The 22689-nt window shown below is 69.0% G+C and carries 23 protein-coding genes; 12 read left to right on the forward strand and 11 right to left on the reverse strand.

The window, feature by feature from the left end; translation table 11 throughout:
* Positions 1-15 precede the first annotated feature (15 nt).
* From era to GGD89_RS02675, 10 genes are all read left to right on the forward strand, one after another.
* On the forward strand, positions 16-960 hold the full coding sequence (gene era, locus GGD89_RS02630; protein ID WP_184042717.1) for a GTPase Era: 945 nt from the start codon (positions 16-18) through the stop codon (positions 958-960).
* 39 nt (positions 961-999) lie between these two features.
* Positions 1000-1158, forward strand: coding sequence for a hypothetical protein (locus GGD89_RS02635; protein WP_184042558.1), 159 nt, complete (start codon positions 1000-1002; stop codon positions 1156-1158).
* Positions 1159-1175: 17 nt separating this feature from the next.
* Positions 1176-1934, forward strand: coding sequence for a DNA repair protein RecO (gene recO, locus GGD89_RS02640; protein ID WP_184042559.1), 759 nt, complete (start codon positions 1176-1178; stop codon positions 1932-1934).
* Positions 1935-2941: 1007 nt separating this feature from the next.
* A complete protein-coding gene (locus GGD89_RS02645; protein ID WP_221238293.1) occupies positions 2942-3826 on the forward strand; it encodes a hypothetical protein in 885 nt (294 codons plus the stop codon).
* A complete protein-coding gene (locus GGD89_RS02650) occupies positions 3823-4260 on the forward strand; it encodes a hypothetical protein (protein WP_184042561.1) in 438 nt (145 codons plus the stop codon). The genes GGD89_RS02645 and GGD89_RS02650 overlap by 4 nt, the downstream gene beginning before the upstream one ends.
* An 86-nt stretch (positions 4261-4346) precedes the next feature.
* A complete protein-coding gene (locus GGD89_RS02655) occupies positions 4347-5660 on the forward strand; it encodes a hypothetical protein (RefSeq protein ID WP_184042562.1) in 1314 nt (437 codons plus the stop codon).
* A 195-nt stretch (positions 5661-5855) separates the two neighbouring features.
* On the forward strand, positions 5856-7127 hold the full coding sequence (locus GGD89_RS02660) for an MBL fold metallo-hydrolase (protein ID WP_184042563.1): 1272 nt from the start codon (positions 5856-5858) through the stop codon (positions 7125-7127).
* Between the two features lie 3 nt (positions 7128-7130).
* Positions 7131-7748, forward strand: coding sequence for a type 2 periplasmic-binding domain-containing protein (locus GGD89_RS02665; protein WP_184042564.1), 618 nt, complete (start codon positions 7131-7133; stop codon positions 7746-7748).
* Between the two features lie 465 nt (positions 7749-8213).
* A complete protein-coding gene (locus GGD89_RS02670; RefSeq protein ID WP_184042565.1) occupies positions 8214-9257 on the forward strand; it encodes a DctP family TRAP transporter solute-binding subunit in 1044 nt (347 codons plus the stop codon).
* Positions 9258-9480: 223 nt separating this feature from the next.
* Complete coding sequence (locus GGD89_RS02675) at positions 9481-10173, forward strand: glutathione binding-like protein (protein ID WP_184042566.1); 693 nt, start codon at positions 9481-9483, stop codon at positions 10171-10173.
* A 163-nt stretch (positions 10174-10336) separates the two neighbouring features.
* Here GGD89_RS02675 and GGD89_RS02680 read toward each other — a convergent pair whose 3' ends face one another.
* The 11 genes from GGD89_RS02680 to paaX form a co-directional block, all read right to left on the reverse strand.
* Complete coding sequence (locus GGD89_RS02680) at positions 10337-10828, reverse strand: Dps family protein (RefSeq protein WP_184042567.1); 492 nt, start codon at positions 10826-10828, stop codon at positions 10337-10339.
* A 150-nt stretch (positions 10829-10978) separates the two neighbouring features.
* Positions 10979-11521 (reverse strand): DUF2141 domain-containing protein, encoded by a 543-nt coding sequence (locus GGD89_RS02685; RefSeq protein ID WP_184042568.1) that lies wholly within the window; start codon positions 11519-11521, stop codon positions 10979-10981.
* Positions 11522-11790: 269 nt separating this feature from the next.
* Positions 11791-12090 (reverse strand): hypothetical protein, encoded by a 300-nt coding sequence (locus GGD89_RS02690; RefSeq protein ID WP_184042569.1) that lies wholly within the window; start codon positions 12088-12090, stop codon positions 11791-11793.
* Between the two features lie 66 nt (positions 12091-12156).
* Positions 12157-13470, reverse strand: coding sequence for a TRAP transporter large permease (locus GGD89_RS02695; RefSeq protein ID WP_184042570.1), 1314 nt, complete (start codon positions 13468-13470; stop codon positions 12157-12159).
* A gap of 3 nt (positions 13471-13473) precedes the next feature.
* Positions 13474-14007 (reverse strand): TRAP transporter small permease, encoded by a 534-nt coding sequence (locus tag GGD89_RS02700; protein WP_184042571.1) that lies wholly within the window; start codon positions 14005-14007, stop codon positions 13474-13476.
* Between the two features lie 97 nt (positions 14008-14104).
* Positions 14105-15109, reverse strand: a complete 1005-nt coding sequence (locus GGD89_RS02705; protein ID WP_221238294.1) for a TRAP transporter substrate-binding protein — start codon at positions 15107-15109, stop codon at positions 14105-14107.
* 205 nt (positions 15110-15314) lie between these two features.
* Positions 15315-15758 (reverse strand): hypothetical protein, encoded by a 444-nt coding sequence (locus GGD89_RS02710; protein WP_184042572.1) that lies wholly within the window; start codon positions 15756-15758, stop codon positions 15315-15317.
* A gap of 41 nt (positions 15759-15799) precedes the next feature.
* Positions 15800-17284: an AmmeMemoRadiSam system protein B gene (gene amrB / locus GGD89_RS02715; RefSeq protein WP_184042573.1), complete on the reverse strand. Its 1485-nt coding sequence runs from the start codon at positions 17282-17284 to the stop codon at positions 15800-15802.
* Between the two features lie 34 nt (positions 17285-17318).
* Entirely contained in the window at positions 17319-18296 is a 978-nt protein-coding gene (locus GGD89_RS02720) for a prephenate dehydratase (RefSeq protein ID WP_184042574.1), read from the reverse strand.
* A 59-nt stretch (positions 18297-18355) separates the two neighbouring features.
* Positions 18356-19675, reverse strand: a complete 1320-nt coding sequence (locus tag GGD89_RS02725) for an FAD-dependent oxidoreductase (protein WP_184042575.1) — start codon at positions 19673-19675, stop codon at positions 18356-18358.
* Positions 19672-20652 carry a phenylacetic acid degradation operon negative regulatory protein PaaX gene (gene paaX, locus GGD89_RS02730; RefSeq protein WP_184042576.1) on the reverse strand — a complete coding sequence of 327 codons (981 nt, stop codon included), beginning with the start codon at positions 20650-20652 and terminating at the stop codon, positions 19672-19674. The genes GGD89_RS02725 and paaX overlap by 4 nt, the downstream gene beginning before the upstream one ends.
* A 506-nt stretch (positions 20653-21158) precedes the next feature.
* Between paaX and GGD89_RS02735 the strand changes: the two genes are divergently transcribed.
* Both GGD89_RS02735 and GGD89_RS02740 read left to right on the forward strand, forming a co-directional pair.
* Positions 21159-21992, forward strand: coding sequence for a Phenylacetic acid catabolic protein (locus GGD89_RS02735; RefSeq protein WP_184042577.1), 834 nt, complete (start codon positions 21159-21161; stop codon positions 21990-21992).
* Positions 21993-22021: 29 nt separating this feature from the next.
* Positions 22022-22438: a hypothetical protein gene (locus tag GGD89_RS02740; protein ID WP_184042578.1), complete on the forward strand. Its 417-nt coding sequence runs from the start codon at positions 22022-22024 to the stop codon at positions 22436-22438.
* The last annotated feature ends 251 nt before the right edge of the window (positions 22439-22689 follow it).

Consider the following 22689-nt stretch of genomic DNA (forward strand, 5'->3'; position numbering starts at 1 on the left):
CCCGCCGAAAACCCCATCGACGACACCGGCGACAAGCCCGGCGACAAGCCCGGCGACGAGGCCCCGGCCTCTCGATGCGGGTTCGTGGCCGTGCTGGGCGCGCCCAACGCCGGCAAGTCCACCCTGGTCAACGCCATGGTCGGCACCAAGGTGACCATTGTCAGCCCCAAGGTGCAGACCACCCGCGCGCGGGTGCGCGGCGTGGCCTTGCGGGGTCCGGCGCAGATCGTGTTCATCGACACGCCGGGCATCTTCACGCCCAAGCGGCGGCTGGAGCGGTCGATGGTGGCCGCCGCCTGGGATGGCGCGGCCGATGCCGACCAAGTGCTGCTGGTGGTGGACGCCCACCGGGGCCTCGACGACGACACGCGGGCCATCATGGATCGCTTGCGGGCGTCGGGACGGACCGGCTGCCTGCTGGTGCTGAACAAGGTGGACCTGGTGAGGCGCGAGAGCCTGCTGGCGCTGGCGGCGGCGGCGGACGCCACCGGGCTGTTCGGGGCGGTGTTCATGATCTCGGCGGTGAAGGAGGACGGCACCGCCGACCTTCTCGCGCATCTGGCCGGGGCGGTGGCGCCCGGTCCCTGGATGTATCCGGAGGACGAGATCTCCGATCTGCCGCAGCGTATGTGGGCGGCGGAGATGACGCGGGAGCAGGTCTTCCTGCAACTCCACCAGGAACTGCCCTACGCGGTCCAGGTGGAGACCGAGGCGTGGCAGGAGCGGACGGACGGTTCGGTGCGCATCGATCAGGTGGTCTTCGTGCAGCGCGACAGCCAGCGGGCCATCGTTCTGGGCAAGGGGGGAAGCCGGATCCGCGCCATCAGCACCGCCGCGCGCCAGGAGATGAGCCGCCTTCTGGAGCGGCCCGTGCACCTGTTCCTGCATGTGAAGGTTCAGGACAAACTGTGGGATGACCGACGTCACTATGCCGAGTGGGGGCTGGACTTCGACGCCTGACGACGCCGGGGAGGCGAGGGCGCCATGAACGCCGGGGCCATGATCCTGTTGACAATCGGGGCGGTCAGCCTGATCGCCCTGGTGGGCCAGCATCGCTGGCGCGTGCCGCGCTGGCTGTCGCCCCTGCTGCTGTTCACGGGCGTCGGGGGCATTCTGGCCGGCATGGGGGTGTTCACCCTGGCGCTGCTGGTGGGCTGATCGGGGAGCGGGGCGCCATGGCGATCGACTGGCGCGACGAGGGCGTGGTCCTGTCCGCCCGGCCGCATGGGGAAAGCAGCCTGCTCGTCTCGGTCCTGACCCGCGAGCATGGCCGCCACATGGGGTTGGTGCGGGGCGGTGCCGGCAAGGCGGCGCGCGGTCTCTATCAACCGGGCAATCGCCTCTCGGTCACCTGGAAGGCGCGTCTGGCCGAGCACCTGGGCAACCTGACCGCCGAAATGGCCGACGCGGTCGCCGCGCGTCTGCTGGCGGCGCCGGAGCGTCTGTCGGTGCTGGCGGCGGCCTGTGCCGTGGCTGATGGAGCCTTGCCCGAGCGCGAGCCGATGGCCGCCGTCTTCGACGATGTCCTGGCGCTGCTGGCGCTGCTGATGGACGACGCGCGGGCGGCCGAGGCCGGCGCGGCCCTGGTGGTCTGGGAACGGGCGCTGCTGGCCGACCTGGGCTTCGGCCTCGACCTGTCCCGCTGTGCCGCCACCGGGCGTCATGACACCCTGATCTACGTATCGCCCAAGAGTGGCCGAGCGGTGTCGGCGTCGGCCGGAGAGCCCTACGGGGACCGCCTGTTGCCGCTGCCGCCGTTCCTTCTGGGGGAGCACGTGGACCTGGCCGCCGTGCCACCGGCGCAGGTGGCCGACGGCCTGCGTCTGACGGGCTTTTTCCTGGACCGCCATGTCTTCGCCCCGCGCAACCTGGGTTTGCCGGCGGCGCGGGTGCGCCTGGCGCGGCGGGTTGCGCGGGGTCGTGTCTCCGCCTAAACAAAACACCAGGAGAACATGGGCGCCGATCTGATCACTGGGACGGTCTCGCCGAGAATCGTGAGGCTTTGACTCACGAAATTTGCTGCAATTGCTAACGAGCCCAGCCTATTTAAGACGCAGTGCAGCAATCGGGCTGTCGATTCGTTGCCTTTTATTCTTAGGTGCAAGTCGCGGGTCGAATTTTGACGGGTGCCGCCAATAAAACAGCAGCCAATTAGGGGCGACGACTCCTTCTTTCGAACGGGTATAGATTGCTTCACATGAGTGATCTCGACGTCTTGCATTGACCTGTCGATTCTCCTGACGAACCATGGGGTTACTCCATCATCTCGTTCCGGCGTCCCGGTCGGTCGTTTGTCCGGGACGTGGCGAGGATGCCGTGTGTCGCCGTCCAGACGGACCGCGGCTCGGCCGCTGCCGACGGGCCAGAAAGGCGGGCCAGACAGGCAGGCGATGGGTCCCGTGGGACCAGGAACGCCCATGCTCAGCATCAGACCAGCATCGGAAGTCGCGTCGGATCCACCAGCCCTGGATCCGTCGGGCGTGTGCCTGTCCCCGATCGGCACTGGGCGTGGGGCGGCGCGCATGGCCGGGGCCGCGCCCGACCGCAAAGGCATGGTCGGCGGCCTGTATGAACCGTCGCGACCACCGGGGTCCGCCGAGAACACCAATAGGCTTCGGGCTTTCAATAAAAAACCTATCTGCGAAGAAACGAGTTCGAATACGCCAAAAGCTGGGCGATTCAGACCCGAGCATTGATAAATGTCGTTTCCCTGTCGCTAGTAGGCCCATAGCCTACGGTCACTGGCTGCGATCCGATTGTTTCTGGTGCGACGCCAACTTTTTCGGGCGACGCTACCATCAACCGGGTCGTTTGCCGCTACGCCCTCGCGTCCAGGGTCGGTATCGCGGGGTCGGAACCGGGGGGAGTGCTCCTGCGTGGGCACTGACTATCCATGCGTGACTCTCGTGGATCGGACGCTGTCGGCGGGATCGGTCGGCACTTGGAGGCCGTGGACGTCTGCGCCCGGATCGTCGATCACGGGCTGCGTCTTCTGAAGATGGATGCCAAGGCCGCCGCGCGGATCGGGCTGGCGGGCCTGCACATCTGCCCCGGGCATCCGTTCGCCGCCCAGCTCTGGCTGGACGGGGTGGACGGCGTGCATGGCCTGGAGGTCCTGCCGGAGGCCGGTCCGGCCCCCTTGATGCCGGACGGCGCCGGGCGGGCCGATCTTCTGGTGCGTTTCTTCCCGGCCGTCGACTCACCCGCGCTTACGGCGCTGACCGGGGACGAACGGGCGCTGCGGCGCGATCCGGGCTTCGATGGCACCGGCGCGCCCGACCGCGCGTTGACCCGCGCGCTGTTCGAGACGCCCCTGTTCGGGGTCGGTCTTCTGCGTCTGGCGCTGGACCCGGCGGGGGCCGTGATGGCCGTGCAGGGCGTATCCGGGACGGCCGCGGGCTGGGCGGGGACACGCCCTCTCCATGATCTCCTGATGACCGTACTGGCGTTCGTGCACCGCGTGGCACCGTTGGCCGTCGTCGGCCTGGACGGTTCCGGACAGGAGTGTGGCGCGGTCGACGGCCTCCATGCGGTGCTGCCGTGGTCCCCCGCGCATCCGGCCCCGGCCGGCGACGCGCCGACGATCGGGGCCGAGCCCTTCGTGGCCGCCGCGCGCGCCGGGGGGCCCTTGCTTGCGCCGCCGGCCGCGCCGGCGCGCTGGTGGTCCGCCGGCGGCTGGGAGGCCGTGCCCGAGGCCGCCCTGTGCGCCTGCCATGCCGGCGACGGTGGTCACGACGGGCACGTCTCGCCCCACCACCATCATCACGATCACGATCACCATCATCGCCAAGAGGCCGGCCTCGCGCCGGCCGGGAGTGGATCATGACCACGGCCCCCCTCGACCGTCGCGCGCTGTGTCGCGGCCTGGTGTCCCGGGCCGTCCGCGCCGTGACCCAGGGTCCGGCCGAGACCCTCGCCGACTTGTCCGGGGATCCGGGGCCCGAGCCGGGTTCCGCCGACCGTCCGGCGGAGGATCGGTCCGCCGCGTCGCGGGATCGTCCCTCGGCCGCGCCCGTTCCCGACTTCTTCGCGTCTTTCGACCAGTGTCACACCCTGATCGCGGAAATGCGTCCGTTTCTCGCCGACGCCATCCGTGATCTGGGCATCGATCCGCACGGCAAGACGGATGTGGATCTCGCACGCGAGATCATGGCGCACCAGCGCCCTAGTCCGGCCGCGCCGCGGACGTCCGTTTCCGACACCCCGGGTGTGCCCTTGCCGGAGTCTCCGGCCAAGACCTCGCGTGGCGGAAACACCTGAACGCCGGCGGTCACCAGGGGTGACCGGTCGGACGCCAAGGCCGGGGGGGGAGGACTCGTCGGCCATGGGTGCCAAGGAGAGCGCGCATGCAATCAGAGCCCATGGAGCGCTATGGGGAAGGCTATCTGGAGGAGCGTAACCTCGTCCAGCGCTGGCCCAGCCCCATCCCGCAGATTCTCAATCTGGTCCTGCTCGCGGGACTGTTCTACGCCACCTGGTGGATCTTCCAGGATCCGCGCGGCTGGCTGCGCATGTACACACCGTATGTCGGGTACATGTACTGCCGATGGCTGCTGATCATCTTCATCTGGATGGTCTACATCTTCAACTTCTGGCCGTTCCGCCGCGCCTGGCTGGAGCGTACCCACCCGCTGATCAAGGCCGTGGTGCTGACCTCGGTCGCCGTGGTGATCATGGTTCTGGTCATCAAGGGCTTCTTCGAGGGGCTGCTGGGCAGCTATGCCATGGCCTACTTCAGCCCGTCCGAGATGCAGAAGCTGGGCATCACCGACTTCTTCGCCGAGGAATACGCGGCGCTAGCGATCCTGATGTTCGCCGCCCTGGCCTCCTGGCTGTCGCCGGCCTGGGTCGTCGGCATGGAGAACGCCCCCTGGCAGCGCGAGCGCCAGCCGGTGCGGGGCATCACCATCCTGCTGGTGACCTTCTTCCTGGCCACCATCATCTTCTTCATGACCATGCACCCGCACATGGGCATCCTGTACGAGCAGTGGCAATCCTTCGCCGCCATCGCGCCGCCCTGGTGGCACGAGTTCGCCGACACGGTCAGCGGCAACTTCCACGTCTCTTGGATCATGTGCTGCACGGTGGTGGTCTGGCTGGTGGAAACCATCTGGGAACGCTATCCGTTCCGCCTGATCCGGCATGACTGGCTGCGCCGCTGCGCCACCTTCTTCGGCATCATCGCCATTGCCGTGTGCTGCCACTTCTTCCTGTACTTCGCGCAGGAGCTGTGGTGGGGCGAGGCCGTGCGCGGCACCCGCCGGCTGTTCGCGCCGGACTGGCGCTGGCTGCATGTGGGCGAGATGATGATCTTCTACCTGCTGCCGGCCCTGGTCATCACCTTCTACTTCAACAACTGGCCCCGCAAGGGCAGCCCCACGTCCCGAATCCTCATTCGGACCCTGGTGGCATTGTTGGCGGCCGTGGTTCTCTACTGGCTGTACTACAACACCAGCCATCTCTTCCTGGGAACCCAGAAGGGCTTCAGCCATCCGCAGCAGTTCCCCATGATCCCGACCATCTGGATGATCAACATCATGCTGATCAACCACTGGTTCATGGACAACTGGCCCGGATGGAAGATCGCGCCCGCGACCCGCACCGTGCCGGGCGACGCCGCCAAGACCGGTGCCGCGCCCAGCATGCAAGCGGCCGAATAGAGCGAGGAGGCGGATCATGAATTCCTACGCCAAGGGCCTCGTGGCCGGCATTCCCATCGGCATCGTCCTGTTCTTTGTCGTGGTCCTGGTCCTTCGATGGGCCGGCACGCTGGACGTGATGACGGACTGGTAACGGTTTCGACGAACCACGGGCGGGGGTTTGCTGTTGCCCCCGCCCCACGGGAGTGAACAGAGATGACCGACACATCGCATGGCTCGACCGGTGATCGCCGCGCCTTCCTGCGCGGCGCGGCGGGCGGCACCGCGCTGGGCGCGCTGGGCATGATGGGGGCGTACTCGTATTCGCCCCTGCGCCACGCCCACTTCGCCAAGGACGAGAACGAGAAGGCGGACATCGGCGCCGTCCGGTCGCTGAAGGTGACCAACATCTCCGAGACGAGCTGGTTCAACAACGCCGACCTGATCGGCGATATCCGGGGCGCCGGTGGCCTGCTGGTCAACCAGTACCGCTTCAACTGGCCCCCCTTCGCCAACAAGAACGGCAAGCTGGCCGAGGGCTCCTACGCCGACGGCATCAAGCACATCAAGGACGACCTGCCCAACAACCTGGAGCGGGCCTGGGCGTTCCAGATGGAGAACGCCGTTCATCCCGAGAACGCGGGCGGGTATGCCGCGTTGCTGGAAATCGAACTGCGCGACGGCAGCACCAAGAAGATTTTGCTGGACTCGGGCTGGTCCTATGACTGGATCGACAAGTCGTTCCAGCGCGAGGGCATCGACAAGATGCTGGCCAACGGCGAGATCGATGCCCTGGTGATCTCTCACGAGCACTTCGATCACTTCTGGGGCTTCCCGGTGACCATGAAGTACGCCCCGGAGATCGACGTCTACGTGCCCGAGGGGTTCTACGAGGAAGGCTTCCAGTACGTGAAGGACTCCGGGCATCGGGGCGCCCTGCATGTGCTGAAACCGGGGCTCACGCAAATGTTCGACGGCGTGGCCATCTACAACTTCGCCATTCCCATCATCACCCGTGTCTATGGCGAGAACTCGCTGTACGTCAACGTGGAGGGGAAGGGCCTGGTGTCGGTGACCGGCTGTTGCCACCAGGGTATCATTCGCTTCGCCGAGACGGCCTTGCAGGAAATCCAGATGGAGAAGCTGTACGGCATCTATGGCGGCCTGCACATCAGCCCGTTCGACGACTGGGATCCCAAGTACGACGATCTGGTGTTCACGCTGGGCGATTACGGCTTCGAGAAGATCGGCGCCAACCACTGCACGGGGCTGCTGACGGTGAAGAAGTTCGTCGCGCGGGGCCTGCCGGTGGTGCAGGGCACGGCGCGGTTCGGCAGCAAGGACCCGGTGTACCTGGGCAACGGTGACCAGATCGGCTTCGGCGTCGACGTGGCCTTGATGAGCCCGGCCAGCGCCCATCTGTCCGGATCGGCCGGCGCGCCCGCCACGGGCGGTGACGACGGCAGCGTGAAAGGGGCGACGTACTGAGCCATGAGACATCTTCGCATCGGGGCCGCCGTGGCGGCCCTGGGCCTGCTGACCGCCCCCACCGGGGCGGTGGCGGCCGACATCACCTTCGCGGCCGTGGGCGGACCGCCGTCCATCGCCAAGGCCAGCGCCTTCGTGGGCATCCTGGACAGCCTGACCGACCAGCACACCGCCTCGATGGTGGTGGTGGCGCCCCAGGACCTGCGGGACGCCCTGGTCAGTGGTCGTGCCCAGGTGACCTTTGACGTGGATCCCACGTCCGAGGACGTCTCGACCTTCGAGGACGCCGGCCTCGTCGACCTGGGGCCGAACCAGATGGGCGGCCTTCCGGAACGCCACACCGTGGTGGCCCGGAGCCTGGTGGAGACGGCACCGGAGGTGGTGGAGTTCCTCAACCTCTTCTTCGTCTCGGGATCGCGCCTGGACGAGATGGCCTCGCTGGTCGAGGACGACACCATTCCCGAGGGCACGCTGGCCGTCTGGTTGCAGTCCAATGAACCGTGGATCCGCAACATGCTGGCCCTCTGTCCCGAGTTCAGCTCGGGATCCTGCGAGAAAGGCGACGGCGGCCGGCCCTTCAAGGCCAAGGACTGGTACGGGACACCCGAGGCCGACCGCTGATCACGGCCGGTTCGGGCGGGTCCCGCCCGCAGTATCCGCCCGCGATGTCCGAAAGAGCAGACGTGCCGGGGGATCTCCATCGCAGGAGATCCCCCGCTCGCGTTTTCGTCCTTTTTCCTTCTCCAGCGGCCCGGACCTGGGATATCAGGGGGCTCGCGTGTCCCGACTCCGAAGGTCGCCGCTGTGTGCCGCGTCCCGTCAACGGCCTTGGGATTCGGCCGGGAGACCCGTACGTTTGTGAGTCTCGTGTTGTCGAGGGATGCGACGGCCCGTGAGACCCCGCGAAAGCGATGTGAGGGCCGTTGTATCCTCCAAGGGGCAGGCCACCGGGTGTCGGCGCGGGGTCGGGTCAGGACCGTCGACACGATGCGGGGTCCGACGCGAGAGAAGGACGGGAGGAGACCGCCGGGTTCGGCGGGCCTCGATACCCCAAAAGGATGAATAAGGATACAGGAGGACGTTCGCATGACCGTGTCCAGGATGCTTCCGCGTGCCGTCGCCGTGGCGGCCGCCGCGCTGACCATCGCCGTCACGATGGCCCCCCCACCAGCCCAGGCGACCGATTACAAGAACGAGTACAAGGTCTCCACCGTGATCCCGGTGCCGTTCCCCTGGGGCATCGCCGCCGAGGAGTGGGCGAGGCTGGTGGCCGAGCGCACCGACGGCCGCATCACCATGAAGCTCTATCCCGGTGCCCAGTTGGTGGCCGGCGAACAGACCAAGGAGTTCACCGCGCTGCGCCGGGGCGGCATCGACATGGCCGTGGGCTCGACCATCAACTGGTCGCCGCAGATCGTCGAACTGAACCTGTTTTCCCTGCCGTTCCTGATGCCGGACTACGCCGCGCTGGACGCCCTGACCCAGGGACCGGTGGGCGCGCGCCTGTTCGAAATCATCCGCGAGAACGGAGTCGAGCCCCTGGGCTGGGCCGAGAACGGCTTTCGCGAGGTCAGCAACTCCCGCCATGCCATCGCCACGCCCGAGGACCTCGCCGGCATGAAAATGCGGGTGGTCGGCTCGCCGCTGTTCAACGACACGTTCACCGCGCTCGGCGCCAACCCGGCGCAAATGAGCTGGGCCGACGCCAAGCCGGCGCTGACCACCGGCGCCGTGGACGGTCAGGAAAACCCGCTGACCATCTTCGCCATCGCCAAGATGCACGAGGTCGGCCAGACCCATGTGACCCTGTGGCACTACATGGCCGACCCGCTGATCTTTGGTGTCAGTCACAAGGTCTGGGAGACCTTCACGCCCGAGGATCAGGAGATCCTGCGTCAGGCCGCCATTGACGCCGGGGCCAAGGGCATCGAGGTCGCGCGCGCGGGCCTGACCGCCGACGACGAGTCGCTGATCGAGGAGATCGAGGGCCAGGGCGTCACCGTCACGCGCCTGACCGATGCGCAGCGCCAGATGTTCGTGGACGCCACGCAGGACGTCTACGAGACCTGGGCGAACAAGATCGGCCGCGACCTGGTGACCCAGGCCGAGGAGTCCATCGCCAATCGGTGACCCGTCCGGCACGGCGGAGGCCCGTGGCCGTCGTCGCCTCGCACACCGGGTGGCTGGTCATACCGGGCCGCCGTGACCGGTCCCGTCGTTTGTGATCCGGGGCCCCTTGCGTGGATGGTGTGCCGGTCCGACATCGGGGTTATAGGACCAATTGGTCCATAATTCTGGCCCCGCCGCGTCGGGCGCGGTGGCGCCTTCCCATGCCGCTCACGCCGGAGGAGTCATGATCGACCTTTTTTTCTGGCCCACCCCCAATGGGTTCAAGGTCACCCTGATGTTGGAGGAACTGGGCGTTCCCTACCGGGTGCACGCCATCAACATCACCAAGAATGACCAGTTCCACCCGGACTTCCTGGCCATCGCCCCGAACAACCGCATGCCCGCGATCATCGACTCCCAGCCCGCCGACGGCGGCCCGCCGCTCTCCGTGTTTGAGTCCGGTGCCATCCTCATCTACCTGGCGGAGACGCACGGGCGCTTCCTGCCCACGGCGCCCAGGACGCGCCTGGCCACGCTGGAATGGCTGTTCTGGCAGATGGGCGGCTTGGGGCCGATGGCCGGGCAGGCGCACCACTTCCGCCACTACGCGCCCGATCCCATTCCCTATGCCGTCGAGCGCTACACCAAGGAAGTCACGCGTCTTTATGGCGTGATGGACCGGCGTTTGGACCAGAGGCCGTTCCTGGTGGGCGAGGACTACACCATCGCCGACATGGCCAGTTGGCCGTGGGTGGCGTCCCATGAACGGCAGGGTCAGGCCCTTGACTCACATCCGAATCTCAAGCGCTGGTTCGAGGCCATCGCCGCGCGGCCGGCGACCCGGGCGGGCCGGGCCGTGGGCCAGGACTGGACCGCCGACGGCACGGTGACCAGCGACGAGTCCTTGCGCGTTCTGGCCGCCCATCGGACCGCCTGAGGCCATCGGCGGATGGACGGGACTCATGCGCCGGGCCGGTCGCGGGTCTCGACCGTCCTGCCCGAGGACCGATGGTCACACGCACCACCAGAAAAAGGCCCGCCCCGATGGGGGCGGGCCGTCCCGGGCGCGACAGGGGCGCGTCAGGAGGTGCGTCGGCGGCTCAGCCGACGCTGGAGCGCAGCATCCACGCGGTCTTCTCGTGCACGCCCAGGCGATCGCTCAACAGGCCCACGGTGACCTCGTCGCCGGCCTCGGCGGCACCGCCGACCTGTCCCCGGATCAGGCGCGCCATGGCGTCGTGATCGCGGGCGAGGGTGGCCACCATCTCGTTGGCCGACGGGGGCACCTCGGGCGCGTCCTCGATGACGCTCTGGGCGCCAAAGGCGGTCAGGCCACCGGGCGCCATGATCCCCAGGGCGCGGACGCGCTCGGCGATATCATCGGTGGCGGTGTAAAGATCGGTGTACTGCTCCTCGAACTGGGCATGCAGGCCGTGGAAGCGCGGTCCCGTCACGTTCCAGTGGAAGTTCTGGGTCTTCAGGGCCAGCGAAAAGGAACTGGCCAGGACGGCGGTCAGCCCGCGCGCCATGGACTCACGCGCCTGATCGCCAAGGCCGGTGTCGACAGCGGGGGACACGCTCTGATCGGTCATGGGTGTTTCTCCTTCTTGAGTGTTGAGTGTCCAGAGTGGGGGAGCGTCGCGCGCGGCGCCGCAATTCGTCGCACTCTGGCGCACGGGGAAGAGATGGTCTAACGAATTGATCAATGAGTTTTCATCGAATTTGCCTATCAATGTGCCGTGTCACAGGCCGTACCGCATGCGCACGCGGGCCTGTGTGCGGGGCGGCGCGACGGTCACCGCCGCGTCGTCGAAGGCCGGACCGACCGGAAAGACGGACGCGTCGCGCGTGAAGCCGAAGCCTTCGAGGGGGACGCCGAACAGGCCCCGATCGAAGGCGCCGTTGCCGTTCTGGTCGTGGAAGGCGGCCACCGCGTATCGACCCGGCGGCAGATCGGGGACGGTGACGCTCACCGATCCGCCGGTGACCTCGGCGCGCAGGCGGGTACGCATGCCCTGAGGCTCCGGGAAGGTCTCCGGACGGTCATAGATGGCCAGGAACACGGTTCCGTTGCCGTCGCGCAGGCCAGTGATGGTCAGGTCCAGGACGGCCAGATCCGGCGCTTCCGCCCGGTCGGGGGGCGGGATGGACGTCTCCCCCCGGGCCGCCGCGACCGCGCCCGTGAGCAGCCCCGCGACCAGCAGCGCCGCGCCTCCCCGCTTGGCCAGCCGTCCCGTTCCCTGGTGCGCGAAAAGGGTCCACCGTCCGTGCCCGCCGCTGCTCATTCCTGTGTCCGCTTCCGTCCGACCCGGGTCGTCATGCGTCCGTCCCGCCGCCTCGGAGGGCGACACGCGCGGAAGAGTCGGTAAGTGAGCCAACGGTCATCGAGACTGACCGCTCTCGTCCGGCGGACCGGTCAGCCGTATCCGCCGCATGGGTGCGTGCACAACGTGCCATGCCGTGTCGGCACATTCGCGCGCGCAACACACACCGCTGGTCTATTGGGGTGGCGCGGCCGCCTTCGCAAGGGCCGATCGCGGCGCGTCCGTCGATTTCAGGGATGCGGACCCTTGCGGCGCGCGGTGCGCAGGCCATAGCCGCAATCGCACTTTTCCGAGCCCTTCACCAGGCGCGCGGCCCATTCGGCGGTGCCGCTGCCCGGTTTCTCGGCCCGCACCCAGCGGAATTCGGCGTTGCAGCGTTGGCAGACCATGTTGGGCGGCTGGCGCGGCTCGGCCTGAGTGTCGCCCAGGGCCACGCGGGCGCGGGACCGCAGGCCGGCGCGCTTGGGAGGCGGCTTGAGGATGCCGTCTGAGGCGTCCTTGGAGGGGTCGTCGGGGGGCGGCGAAGACATGGAATGCTCTCGTGCGGGAAGGTCGAGGCCGGCGGCCCGAGTGTAGCCCGGGGACCCCGGCCGTGCCTATCCCGCGCGCGCCTCGCGCATGGTGTCCGGCAGCCACGTGGCCAGTTCCGGCACGGCGATGAGCACGAACACCATCACCACCATGATCAGGAACATGGGAAAGGCGGCGCGGGCGATGACACCCATGTGATGGCCCGTCATCCCTTGCAGGACGAACAGGTTGAAGCCGATGGGGGGCGTGATCTGCGCCATCTCCACCACCACCACGACGAACACCCCGAACCAGATGACATCAATCCCGGCGGCGCGGATCATCGGTTCGACCACCGCCATGGTCAGCACCACCGAGGAGATGCCGTCCAGGAAGCAGCCGATGACGATGTAGAACACCAGCAGCACCATCAGCAACTCGAAGCGGGTCAACTCGATCGTGGCGATCCACTCCGCCAGCGCCCGGGGCAGGCCGGTGAAGCCCATGGACAGCGACAGGTAGGCGGCGCCCGCCAGGATCAGCGCGATCATGGCCGAGGTGCGGGTGGCCCCCATGAGACTGGCCGTGACCGTGGCCCAGGTGAGCGACCGCTGGGTCGCCGCCAGCACCAGCGATCCCAGCACGCCGAAGGCGGCGGCCTCGGTGGCGGTGGCGAAGCCCAGGTACATGGAGCCGATGACCACCGTGATCAGCATCATCACCGGGATCAGGGCGCGGGAGGTGGCCAGCATCTCCCGCAACGACAGTCCGGTTTCCTGGTCCGGGTTGAAGTGCCGGCTGGCGCGCGCCCGAACCGCCACATAGGCCATGAACATCAGCGCCAGCACCAGGCCCGGCAGCACCCCGGCCATGAACAGCCGGGTGATGGACTCGTTGATGCTGACGCCGTAGACGATCAGGGTCAGCGAGGGCGGGATCATCAGGCCCAGGGTGGCGGCGCCGGCCAGGGTGCCGATGACCATGTGTTCCGGGTAGTTGCGCCGGCGCAACTCGGGAATGGACATCTTGCCCACCATGGTCAGGGTCGCCGCCGACGAGCCGGACACGGCCGCGAACACCGTGCAGCCGACGATGTTGGTATGCAGCAGCCCGCCGGGCAGACGCGCCATCCAGGGCGACAGGCCGCGAAACATGTCCTCGGACAGGCGGGTGCGGAACAGGATCTCGCCCATCCAGATGAACAGGGGCAGGGCCGTGAGGGTCCACGACGATGTGGTCGTCCAGATGGTGGTGATCATGGCGTCGCCGGCCGGGCGGCTGGTGAACAGCTCCATCCCCACCCAGGCCACGCCCAGCAGCGCCAGACCGACCCACACGCCGGTGCCCAGCAACAGGAACAGCACGAACAGGAACAGGCCGATGAGCTGGATCTCGTCCATCCGCTAACGATCCGGCCGGTCTTGGATGGCCTCGGCCCGGATGCGGTGGCGTCCGGTGACCAGCAGGTGCGCGAGGTTGTCGGTCAACGCCAGGGCGAACAGGCCGGCGCCGGCGACCATGGCCAACTGTGGAATCCACAGCGGCGTCGCGTCCTGGCCCTGGCTGATGTCGTTGAGCCGCCAGGACCAGGACGCGGCGCGCGCGGCATAATAGGTGAGGTACCAGGCCAGCGCCGCGCCGACGCCGAAGCACCAGACCTCCGCCAGCCACAGGGCGCGCGGCCCCAGGGCCTGCACCAGGATGCCCACGCGGATATGGGCGCCCCGGGTCAGGGCATGGGCGAACGCCAGGAACGAGGCGGCGGCCATGCAGTAGCCGGCGTACTCGGGCGCGCCGGGAAAGACCTCGCCGGTCCAGCGTGCCAGCATCTGCAGCACGATCATGACCAGGATGCCTAGCATGCACAGGGCGGCGAGCACGCCGCCCGCCGTGTACAGGCCGTCCAGAAGCGCGCGCAGGCCCCTCAGAAGCGTCATCGGCGGGTGCCCCATGACCGGTGCCATGACCGGTGCCACGGGCGGGCTTCGACATCCCGATCCCGCCGCGTGACCATGGACATCATCCCGTCCGTCCTCACGGCCTGGCCTTGAACGCGTCGACGATGGCCCGGCCGTCGTCGCCGGCGGCCTCCAGCCACTCGGCGGTCATGGTCTCGCCGATCGCCGCCAGTTCCGCCGTCAGGGCGTCTCCCGGCGCGGTGACGGTCATGCCGTTCCGCGTCAGCCCGGTGACGGTGAAGGTCGTGTACTCCATGGCACGGGCGGTGCCGGCGTACTCGGCCAGGTCCGCGCAGGCGGTGATGACATCGCGGGTGGCGTCGTCCAGGCCGTCCCAGGCATCCGCGTTGGCGAACACATAGTTGCGCGGCAGCGAGGCGTCCGCCGTATAGAAGTGGCTGAGGCTTTCCCAGACCTTGCGGTCATAGCCGGTGGCGCCCGACGACATCATGGACTCCACCACGCCGGTGGCGAACGCCTGGCTGATCTCGGCGGCCTCGATCTGCACCGGCAGCATGCCGGTCAGTTCGGCCAGGCGGGCCGTGGTGGTGTTGTAGGAGCGGAACTTGACGCCGGCCATGTCGGCGACGCTGTCGACCGCCTTGTTGAAGTAGAGGCCCTGCGGCGGCCAGGGTACGGCATAGAGCAACACCAGGTTCTGGTCGGCCAGCACCTGGTCGATGGTCGGCCTGGCCGCCTGCCACAGGGCGGCGGAGTCCTCGAACGACGTCGCCAGGAAGGGAATGGAGTCGAACCCGAACAAGGGGTTCTCGTTCTGGTGGGCGGACAGCAGGCGCTCGCCGATCGGCACTTGCCCGGTCTGCACCGCCCGCTTGATGTCGGCGCCGCTGAACAGCGCGCCCGAGGGGTGGGTCACGACCTCCAGATCGCCGCCGGTGCCGGTGGTGATGCATTGGGCGAACGCGGCGCCGGTCTCGGAGTGGAAGTTGGACGCCGCGTAGGCCATGGGCATGTCCCAGGTCTCGCCGGCCACGGCCGGGCCGGCGGTGGGGATCGCCGCCGCCGAGATCAGCAGCCCGAGAGCCAGGGTACGCATGCCGGCTGTGGTGCGAGAAAACATGGTGCCCGCCTTTGATTGTGGTCAATGCGGGTCCAACTGTGTGCCCGTGATGCGCGGGATACAAGCCCCATGATCGCCAAAGGCGTGGGTCGGCGTGTCAGGTCGACCCCAGGGGGAGTGTCCCCATGGGCGAGGGGCGCGGAGACACGGGGACACATCGCGCCGCCCGACCGGGACGCCGGGGGGCACGGCGCGCGCGCCGGACTCACTCCGGGCACTTCTCGTATTCGACCTCGGTGCGACTCTTCAGATTGTATTTCTTCAATTGTACACCTGATACGGTGATGATGTAGTCCGGGGTGCCGTCGTGGGGGCTGTTGAGCTTGCTCAGGCGGAACATGAGCTTGTTGCTCGCCGGGCTGTCGAACTTGTAGTGCCCACGGGCATAACCCCAGTTGGTGGGACCGTCCCGCCAGCGGTAGCCGCCGTTGGACATCACGATCAGCGGCGCGTGTTCACTGTCGCAATCACCCCCCACCACCCAGATCCCCTTGAACTGGGTGGGCAGCGTGCCCGTCCACCCACCCTCCAGGGCGACTCCCTCGCCCCGGTAGGAGGCGGCGGTCTTCTCGGAAATGCTGTCCAGGTAGATGACGATGATCGCCGAGGTCCCCAAGGCGACAATGGTTCCCAGGATCATCTTCCACATATCGGGTGTTTCGCCTCCAGGGTCATCAGGGGTTCAGGGGGTTAGGGGTTCTGGGGGCCGGATGGGGATGCCGGCGCGGCGGCCGGCGACCAGGGCGCGGCCTTCACGCCCCGTGTTTCGAAGCGCCACAGCCGGACGTCGTCGGACCAGTGGGAGTCCGCGAGGCCGGCCTTGCGCAGCAGGTGGGCAAGGAATACCTCGGGTTCGGGCACCTGCTCCCACACCTGCGGCAGGAACACGCCGCGCCGGCCCCGGTCCTCCAGGATCAGGCCGTCGACGCCGGGCCGCATCGCCTGAAGAAGATCGTCGCGGTCGGCGAAGGGCAGGGGCATGGGCGGCGTGAGGACCGAGATCGACACCGTCAGGCCCGGCAACTCGTCCGCGGTCACCGGCGGGAAGCGGGCGTCTCGGCAGGCGGCGTTGAAGGCATGCCCGGCCACGTCCTGCGCCAGGGGGCGGCGCGCCTCCAGTGATCCGATGCAGCCGCGCAGGCCGCCGTCGGCGCGCGTCAGGGTGACGAAGGCGGCGCCGTGGGCGCGCAGCGCCTGCGGCAGGCTTTCCACCGGCACCCGGGGGGGCGTGCCGTCGCGCACCGCGTGGTCGACGCCCTCCTTGGCCAGACCGACCAGCAGGTCCGTATGCGCGCGCGCGAGCCGCGCGGTGGCCTCGACAGGGTCCGAGTCGGTGGCGGTGCCCTCGGGCTCGTGAAAGGCCCAGGCCCCATACCCCACCACCCGGTCGCGCGTGCCGGCGGTGTCGCCGGAGTTGCACAGGCCGATGCGCTCGACCCGCAGTCCGCGCCGCCGCGCCAGGGTGAGCAGGCCGTCGACGGGCCGGCAGCCGCAGGCATCGCGGGGGCCGATGACGCCGGGTCGCAGGGCCTCGATGGCGCTGGCCGTGGCGCCGTCGCGGGCCTGGCAGGCGTCATAGTCCAGGAAGTGGCTGAGGTCGGAACTGATGACGATGGCGGTCTCGGGACCGTTCCAGAGCGCGTCCAGCACCCGCGCCAGCGTGGGCGAGGCAACCCGCCCGGCGACCAGCGGCACCAGGGCGATGTCACCCAGGGCCTCCTGAAGGTAGGGAAGGTGAACCTCCAGGCAGTGTTCCTGGGCATGGGCGTGGTCGAGGACCGAGACCGCGGTGTCGTCGCCAAGGCGGTCCCGCGTCCAGGCGTGGTCCAGGGGGACCTCGCCGAGGGGGGTGCGCCAGCGATCGGCGCCGGACAGGGCCACGCCCTCGAACGCCACGCGGTGGGACGGTCCGACCAGGAGCACACGCCGGATCCGGTTCCGCGCCGGCTCCAGCAGGACATAGGCACGGGCCGCCAGGGCGCCCGAGTACACGTGGCCGGCATGGGGGGCGATGATCGCCTTGGGGACCGGCGCGTCGGCCGGACGGCGCGCGCGGGCCCGGTCCAGATCCGCGCGCACGCTCCGGCGCAGGGCGTCGGGATCGGCCGCGTAGAACGTGCCGGCGATGGCCGGGGCGCGAACCGACGGGGTCCGGGGCGAACGGACGGCGGTCATCGAGGACCTCCCAGGTGGAGTGACCACCCCGCCACTATAGACCGTTCGACGTCTCCGCCCAACGATTGGCGAGCGGGTCGGGCCGCGTGTGCTCCAGGCGCGTCTCCGCCTCCAGCACCCGGCGCCGCGCCTCGAACCGGTAGGGATGCGCCGGATAGACGCCGAGAATGTGCACCTCGTGGGAGAAGAAGCGCAGTTCCTCCAGGGCATAGGCCACCGGGCGGTCGTCGGGCCGGCCCTCCACCTCGGCGTAGAACTGGGCGGCGATGAAGGTGCCGCCCACCTGATAGCTTTCCAGCTTGGTCATGTTGACGCCGTTGGTGGCGAAGCCGCCCAGCGCCTTGTACAGCGAGGCCGGCACGTTGCGGACGCGGAAGATGAACGAGGTGACCGATTCCACGTCGGCGCGGGGGGACACCGGCTCGCGGGCCATGATGACGAAGCGCGTGGTGTTGTGGTCCTCGTCCTCGACGTTGGCGCGCAGGGACTCCAGGCCGTGGATTTCGCCGGCCAGGGCGGAGCCGATGGCCGCGACGGATGTGTCGCCCCGGGCCGCCACGTCCTTCGCGGCGCCGGCCGTGTCCGCCGTGACCACGGGCTTCAGGCCCAGGTCGCGCAGCAGGCGGCGACACTGGGACAGCGCGTGCACATGGCTTTCCACGGTGCGCAGGTCTTCCAGCTTGGTTCCCGGGACGACGAGAAGGTGGTGATTCACGCGCAGGAAGTGTTCGGCGACGATGTGCAGCCCGGACCCCGGCAGCAGATGATGAATATCGGCCACGCGCCCGGCCACGGAATTGTCGATGGGGATCATGGCGTGCAGGGCCTTGCCGTTGCGCACGGCGGCGAACACGTCCTCGAAGGCGGCACAGGGCAGCGGGCGCATGTCCGGGTAGGCGGTTCGGCAGGCGGCATGGGAGTACGCGCCCAGATGCCCCTGGAACGCCATCGCCGGTTCGCGGGCGACGGGCTGACTGTGATCCTCGACGGACGGTGGCGGCTGGTCGGACATGGCGAGGCTCGCTGACGGGAGGGCCGGGGCCGCCTGCGTAGACCGGGCCCTGGCGGGCGTCAAGCCTCGGTCGCCGTGTCGTCCAGCAGGGACAGCATCTCGGCGATGGCGGTGATTTTCTGGCGGGGCTGGCCGGTCATGTCGCCACACGCGATTTCGGCCTGGTTGATCCGCTCCCAGTCGGCGCGGGAGACGACCCGAACGCCCCGCTGCCGCAGCAGGGCATCCAGCGCGTCCGGCCCTGGCCTGGTTCCCTTGGGGTGGTCGGCCAGCCAGCCGCTCACCCGGTCGGCGACGGCCAGGGCGTCGGCGCGGTTGGCGGGAATCACGCCCGTCGGGCCGCGCCGCGCCCAGCCGACCACGAACAGCCCGTCGGCGATCACGCCGTCGGTGTTGGCGATCCGGCTGCGGGCCTCGTCGAGGGGGGCACCGTCCAGGGGGCGAGGGCGATAGCCGATGGCGCTAACCACCGTGCCCACGGGCAGGGTCAGGGTCTCGCCGGTGGACACCGCGCGACCGTCCTCCGCCCGGGTGCGGGCCAGCCGCAGGGCGGTGACCGCGCCGGCCGCGCCCTCGATGGCCAGGGGGGCGGCGTTGAACAGGATGCGGATGCGGACCGGCGCGTCCTCGGCGTCCGGGCGGGCGGCGAACCCCCGCAGGATCTCCAGGGTCTTCCGAGGCATGGCCTCGGTGGGTGTCGGTTCGTGCAGGGCGGTCGACTCCACCACCGGGCGGGCGCGGGCCAGGGACCCCAGTTCGCTCAGTTCCGCCGGGGTGAAGGCGGCGTCCAGGGGGCCGCGCCGGCCGATCACCCAGAGGTCGGTGAGCGGCGCGGCGTGGATGATCCGGGCGGCGTGGGCGCAGAGGTCGCCCCGCGCCATCTCCTCGGGCGTCCTGGCCAGCACCCGGGCGATGTCGAGCGCCACGTTGCCGGCGCCGATGATGGCCACGGCGGGACCGGGCAGGCGAGGCGCCAGCGCCGCGTGGTCGGGATGCCCGTTGACCCAGCCGACGAAGGCACCGGAGCCGTAGACTCCGGCGAGGTCTTCGCCGGGGATGCCCAGCCGGCGGTCCTCCGGGGCGCCCGCGGCCAGGATCACGGCGTCGTAGGCGGCGCGCACCTCGGCCAGGGCGATGTCGCGGCCGACCGTCACGTTGCCCAGGAAGCGCACGCCGGGCCGCGCCAGGGTGCGGTCGAACTGGCGGGTGACGGCCTTGGTGCCGGGGTGATCGGGGGCGACCCCGGCGCGTACCAGACCATAGGGGGTCGGCAGGCGCTCCAGCACGTCGATGCGCGCGCCGGCGTGGCGGCGGGCCAGGGCGTCGGCGACATAGAGCCCGGCGGGTCCCGAGCCAACGACGCAGAGGGAGACGGTCACGGTGCTCCTCCCTGTCCGATGGGCGTCGCGGTGGGAATCGGTGCGGCATCATCAAGGCCGCCGAAGCGTGCGTGGAACGCCGGGGCCGCGTCGGGCAGCGGGCCGTCTGCGGTCTCCAGGCGTGCCATCAGGTGGCGTTCGGCGGCGGCCTGGGTGGCGCGATAGAGCGTGCGGCACAACTGCCGCGCCGCCGCCCCCGGCCAGTCGTCCGGCAGCACCTCCGCCGGCAGCAGCGGGTCGCGGAGCAGCACGCGCCGATAATCGTGGATCAGCAGGGTGCGGATCAGGAAGCCCTGGTCGGGCGCCGGATCGTCCAGGCGCCGCAGGGCCTGCCAGAGCGGGCGGAATCGGCCCAGGAAGGCGTGGTAGCCGGCGGCCAGGGTGTCCAGGTCCCAGCCGGCGCGCACCAGCGCGAGGCCGGCCGCCGGGCCGGTCAGCGGATGGTCGCGCGCCCGCATGACCACCACCCGGTCGGCCAGGCCCTGACCGTCGAGGATCTGACGCAGGCCGTCCTCATCGCCCCGGGGATGGGCCAGCACGGTCGGCGCCAGCGTGCCGAAGCCCTGCCACAGCAACTCGCGGCGCAGGGCCTCGCGAGCCTCGGGCTCCAGCGGCAGGGCGCTTGTCAGCACCAGCAGCCAGTCGCCGTCCCAGGGCGGCGGGTCGGCGGCGTAGATGCGCCGGTGCGCGGCGTCGAACCGGCGCCGGCCCTCGGCGGTGACGCTGTAGTAGCTGCGCCGGCCCACCGGCGCGGCCGACAGCCAGCCGTCCCGCGCCAGACGGAACACCGCCGTGCGCACCATGCGCTCCGACAGGCCGAGCGGCGCCACCAGGCGGATCAGGCTGCCCAGCCACGTGCTGCCGCCGTGGGGGAGAATGCTGTCGCCGTAGATGGTGACGAGCAGGGACGTGGCGCGCACCGGCATCAATGCCGGTAGCGCGGCGACCAGGTCGTCCAGACGGCGGGTCCGGCTCATCTCGCGGGGGTTCCGGGTCGCGGCCCAAGGCGGGGGGCTGGCGGGCCGTGAAGGGCCGTGTCCGCGCCGCGAGTCCGGTGTCCGGTGCGGGGATGTGGTACGGCCCGGGGATGCGACAGGCCGGTACCGGACCCGGTCATGGGGTGCCGCCGGTCGCGTTCCGACCGGCGCCAGTCGCCCGAAAGAAAGTTCGAGACCAGGGCGTTAGGCGACGTTCGCGTCGCGGTACCGAGAGTCGTCCGGGCCCGGAAACCGATTGACATAACTCAAATCGATACACTACCGTCATGAGAGCGTCAACGATCGTGTCAGGTTATCGTGGCGCCGGTCAGATCTCGTCGAGGGTGGGGGCGCGCCGCATCTCGGCCGTCCCCGGCGGTCGTGCGGCCTACGGCCTACGGTCTGCGTCGACGACGGACGGGAATACCAGTCAACAGGGTGACGTGCCGAGGTCGAGCGGCCGGCGGGATGAGCCGGACGGCGGCGTCACGTCAGGGAGGTCCGCCATGCCCACGTGGAAAACCTACGACAAGGGTGACGCGCTGCCGGACGACTACAAGGCGTTGCTGCTCAATCTGATGTCCTTCCAGGCGGACTCGGAATATGCCGGCGGTCAGCGGGTGATGGAGAACATGCGCTTCGCGCCGCGTCCCGAAGAAGCCTATCGCCTGTCCAAGAAGGTGATGGAGGAGATGGGGCACGGCTACTATGTCTGGAACCTGATGCAGGACCTGGGCGTGGACGTGGACGCGCGCATCCAGGAACTGGTCACCAACCCCGACAACCCGGACCCGGCCAAGGTCAACGTCATCAACGGGTTCCGCAAGGAGAACTGGTCCACCTGGTTCGAGGACTGGTACGACGTCGGCCTGTTTTCCACGGTGGTGACGCCGGCCGCCGTGGCCTTCCTGGGGCAGTATCGCGAGTGTTCGTACCTGCCCTGGGCGCGTGTCAACACGCGCATCCACAAGGAAGAGCATGGCCACCTGGCCTTCGGCGTCTGGGCCACCAAGCGCAACATCGCCTTCGGGGGCGAGGCGGCCCGCGAGATCTGCCAGTCGAAGGTCGAAAAGTTCCTGCGCGTCGGCCTGGGCTTCTATGGTCGTCCCAGCCGTGGCGGTCAACGATCCGCCATGTTCGACAAGTATTACGAATACGGCATCAAGACACGCACGCCAGAAGAATTGCAGGCCGAGTACCTGGACCTGCTGGAGGACCGCCTCAAGGAGGTGGGGCTGGCGTTGCCGCGCGACGTGGAACCCGATTACGACATGCGCGTGGGGTACGAGGCCGGCGACGCCCCCGTGGCGCCGACGTTCGCGGTCTCGACGGCGTCCTGATTCCTGGACCGACGCGGGAGAGCCGATCCATGAGCACCCTTCCGGAGTTGCCAAATCCGTTGTTCGCCAGCGGCCGGAGCGTGCTGGCGCGGTTCGGGTACCAGCACAGGGACGATCAGGAGGCCCGAGAGGACTGGGCGGTCATGTGGGACCTGTTGCGGGGCGACTTCTCCGCGCCGGCCGGCGAGGCGGTCCCCGCGTTCCACGACCTGGACGAGCCGACGCGCGGGGCGGCGCGGGACTACATGGTGGCGCGGTTGATCGCCGATCGCAACCTGGAGCGCTGTGAACGGCTGCACGTGGACATCTTCGCCAACGGCGTCAACACCGATGCGGTGGAGCGCTACGCCATCGCCCGTGATGCCTACGAGGACAGTGTCGAGGCGTTCGGGGCGGCGCGCCTCCGCCTTGCCACCCTGCTCGCGCGGGGCGACACCGTCGCCTGAGGGCCCGCCGGCCCGGGTCCACCCGAGGGTAATCGCCTTTCGGAGTGTGCCGGGTCGAGGAAAATCGCCAGCTCGTTGATTCCGGATGTCCAGGCGGCATGCGGGGTTTTGTTGCGCCTGGCGACAGAGGGCTTTCACGATTTCATCGAAGTAGTTATGGTTCCTCGCGCGCTCTCGACGATGAAAACGGTTTCACTTGAAACCGTTTGTGTCTAGGGTCGCGCGGCGTCGGTCGGGGGCCCACGCATCGC

Source organism: Roseospira visakhapatnamensis, from assembly GCF_014197915.1.
GTDB lineage: Bacteria > Pseudomonadota > Alphaproteobacteria > Rhodospirillales > Rhodospirillaceae > Rhodospira > Rhodospira visakhapatnamensis.

Bases quoted from the DNA above. Each gene is read 5' to 3' on its own strand.
- GGD89_RS02635 (WP_184042558.1), top strand. From the start codon at position 1,000: ATGATCCTGTTGACAATCGGGGCGGTCAGCCTGATCGCCCTGGTGGGC.
- recO (WP_184042559.1), top strand. From the start codon at position 1,176: ATGGCGATCGACTGGCGCGACGAGGGCGTGGTCCTGTCCGCCCGGCCG.
- GGD89_RS02650 (WP_184042561.1), top strand. From the start codon at position 3,823: ATGACCACGGCCCCCCTCGACCGTCGCGCGCTGTGTCGCGGCCTGGTG.
- GGD89_RS02655 (WP_184042562.1), top strand. From the start codon at position 4,347: ATGCAATCAGAGCCCATGGAGCGCTATGGGGAAGGCTATCTGGAGGAG.
- GGD89_RS02660 (WP_184042563.1), top strand. From the start codon at position 5,856: ATGACCGACACATCGCATGGCTCGACCGGTGATCGCCGCGCCTTCCTG.
- GGD89_RS02665 (WP_184042564.1), top strand. From the start codon at position 7,131: ATGAGACATCTTCGCATCGGGGCCGCCGTGGCGGCCCTGGGCCTGCTG.
- GGD89_RS02670 (WP_184042565.1), top strand. From the start codon at position 8,214: ATGACCGTGTCCAGGATGCTTCCGCGTGCCGTCGCCGTGGCGGCCGCC.
- GGD89_RS02675 (WP_184042566.1), top strand. From the start codon at position 9,481: ATGATCGACCTTTTTTTCTGGCCCACCCCCAATGGGTTCAAGGTCACC.
- GGD89_RS02680 (WP_184042567.1), bottom strand. From the start codon at position 10,828: ATGACCGATCAGAGCGTGTCCCCCGCTGTCGACACCGGCCTTGGCGAT.
- GGD89_RS02685 (WP_184042568.1), bottom strand. From the start codon at position 11,521: ATGAGCAGCGGCGGGCACGGACGGTGGACCCTTTTCGCGCACCAGGGA.
- GGD89_RS02690 (WP_184042569.1), bottom strand. From the start codon at position 12,090: ATGTCTTCGCCGCCCCCCGACGACCCCTCCAAGGACGCCTCAGACGGC.
- GGD89_RS02695 (WP_184042570.1), bottom strand. From the start codon at position 13,470: ATGGACGAGATCCAGCTCATCGGCCTGTTCCTGTTCGTGCTGTTCCTG.
- GGD89_RS02700 (WP_184042571.1), bottom strand. From the start codon at position 14,007: ATGACGCTTCTGAGGGGCCTGCGCGCGCTTCTGGACGGCCTGTACACG.
- GGD89_RS02705 (WP_221238294.1), bottom strand. From the start codon at position 15,109: ATGTTTTCTCGCACCACAGCCGGCATGCGTACCCTGGCTCTCGGGCTG.
- GGD89_RS02710 (WP_184042572.1), bottom strand. From the start codon at position 15,758: ATGTGGAAGATGATCCTGGGAACCATTGTCGCCTTGGGGACCTCGGCG.
- amrB (WP_184042573.1), bottom strand. From the start codon at position 17,284: ATGACCGCCGTCCGTTCGCCCCGGACCCCGTCGGTTCGCGCCCCGGCC.
- GGD89_RS02720 (WP_184042574.1), bottom strand. From the start codon at position 18,296: ATGTCCGACCAGCCGCCACCGTCCGTCGAGGATCACAGTCAGCCCGTC.
- paaX (WP_184042576.1), bottom strand. From the start codon at position 20,652: ATGAGCCGGACCCGCCGTCTGGACGACCTGGTCGCCGCGCTACCGGCA.
- GGD89_RS02735 (WP_184042577.1), top strand. From the start codon at position 21,159: ATGCCCACGTGGAAAACCTACGACAAGGGTGACGCGCTGCCGGACGAC.
- GGD89_RS02740 (WP_184042578.1), top strand. From the start codon at position 22,022: ATGAGCACCCTTCCGGAGTTGCCAAATCCGTTGTTCGCCAGCGGCCGG.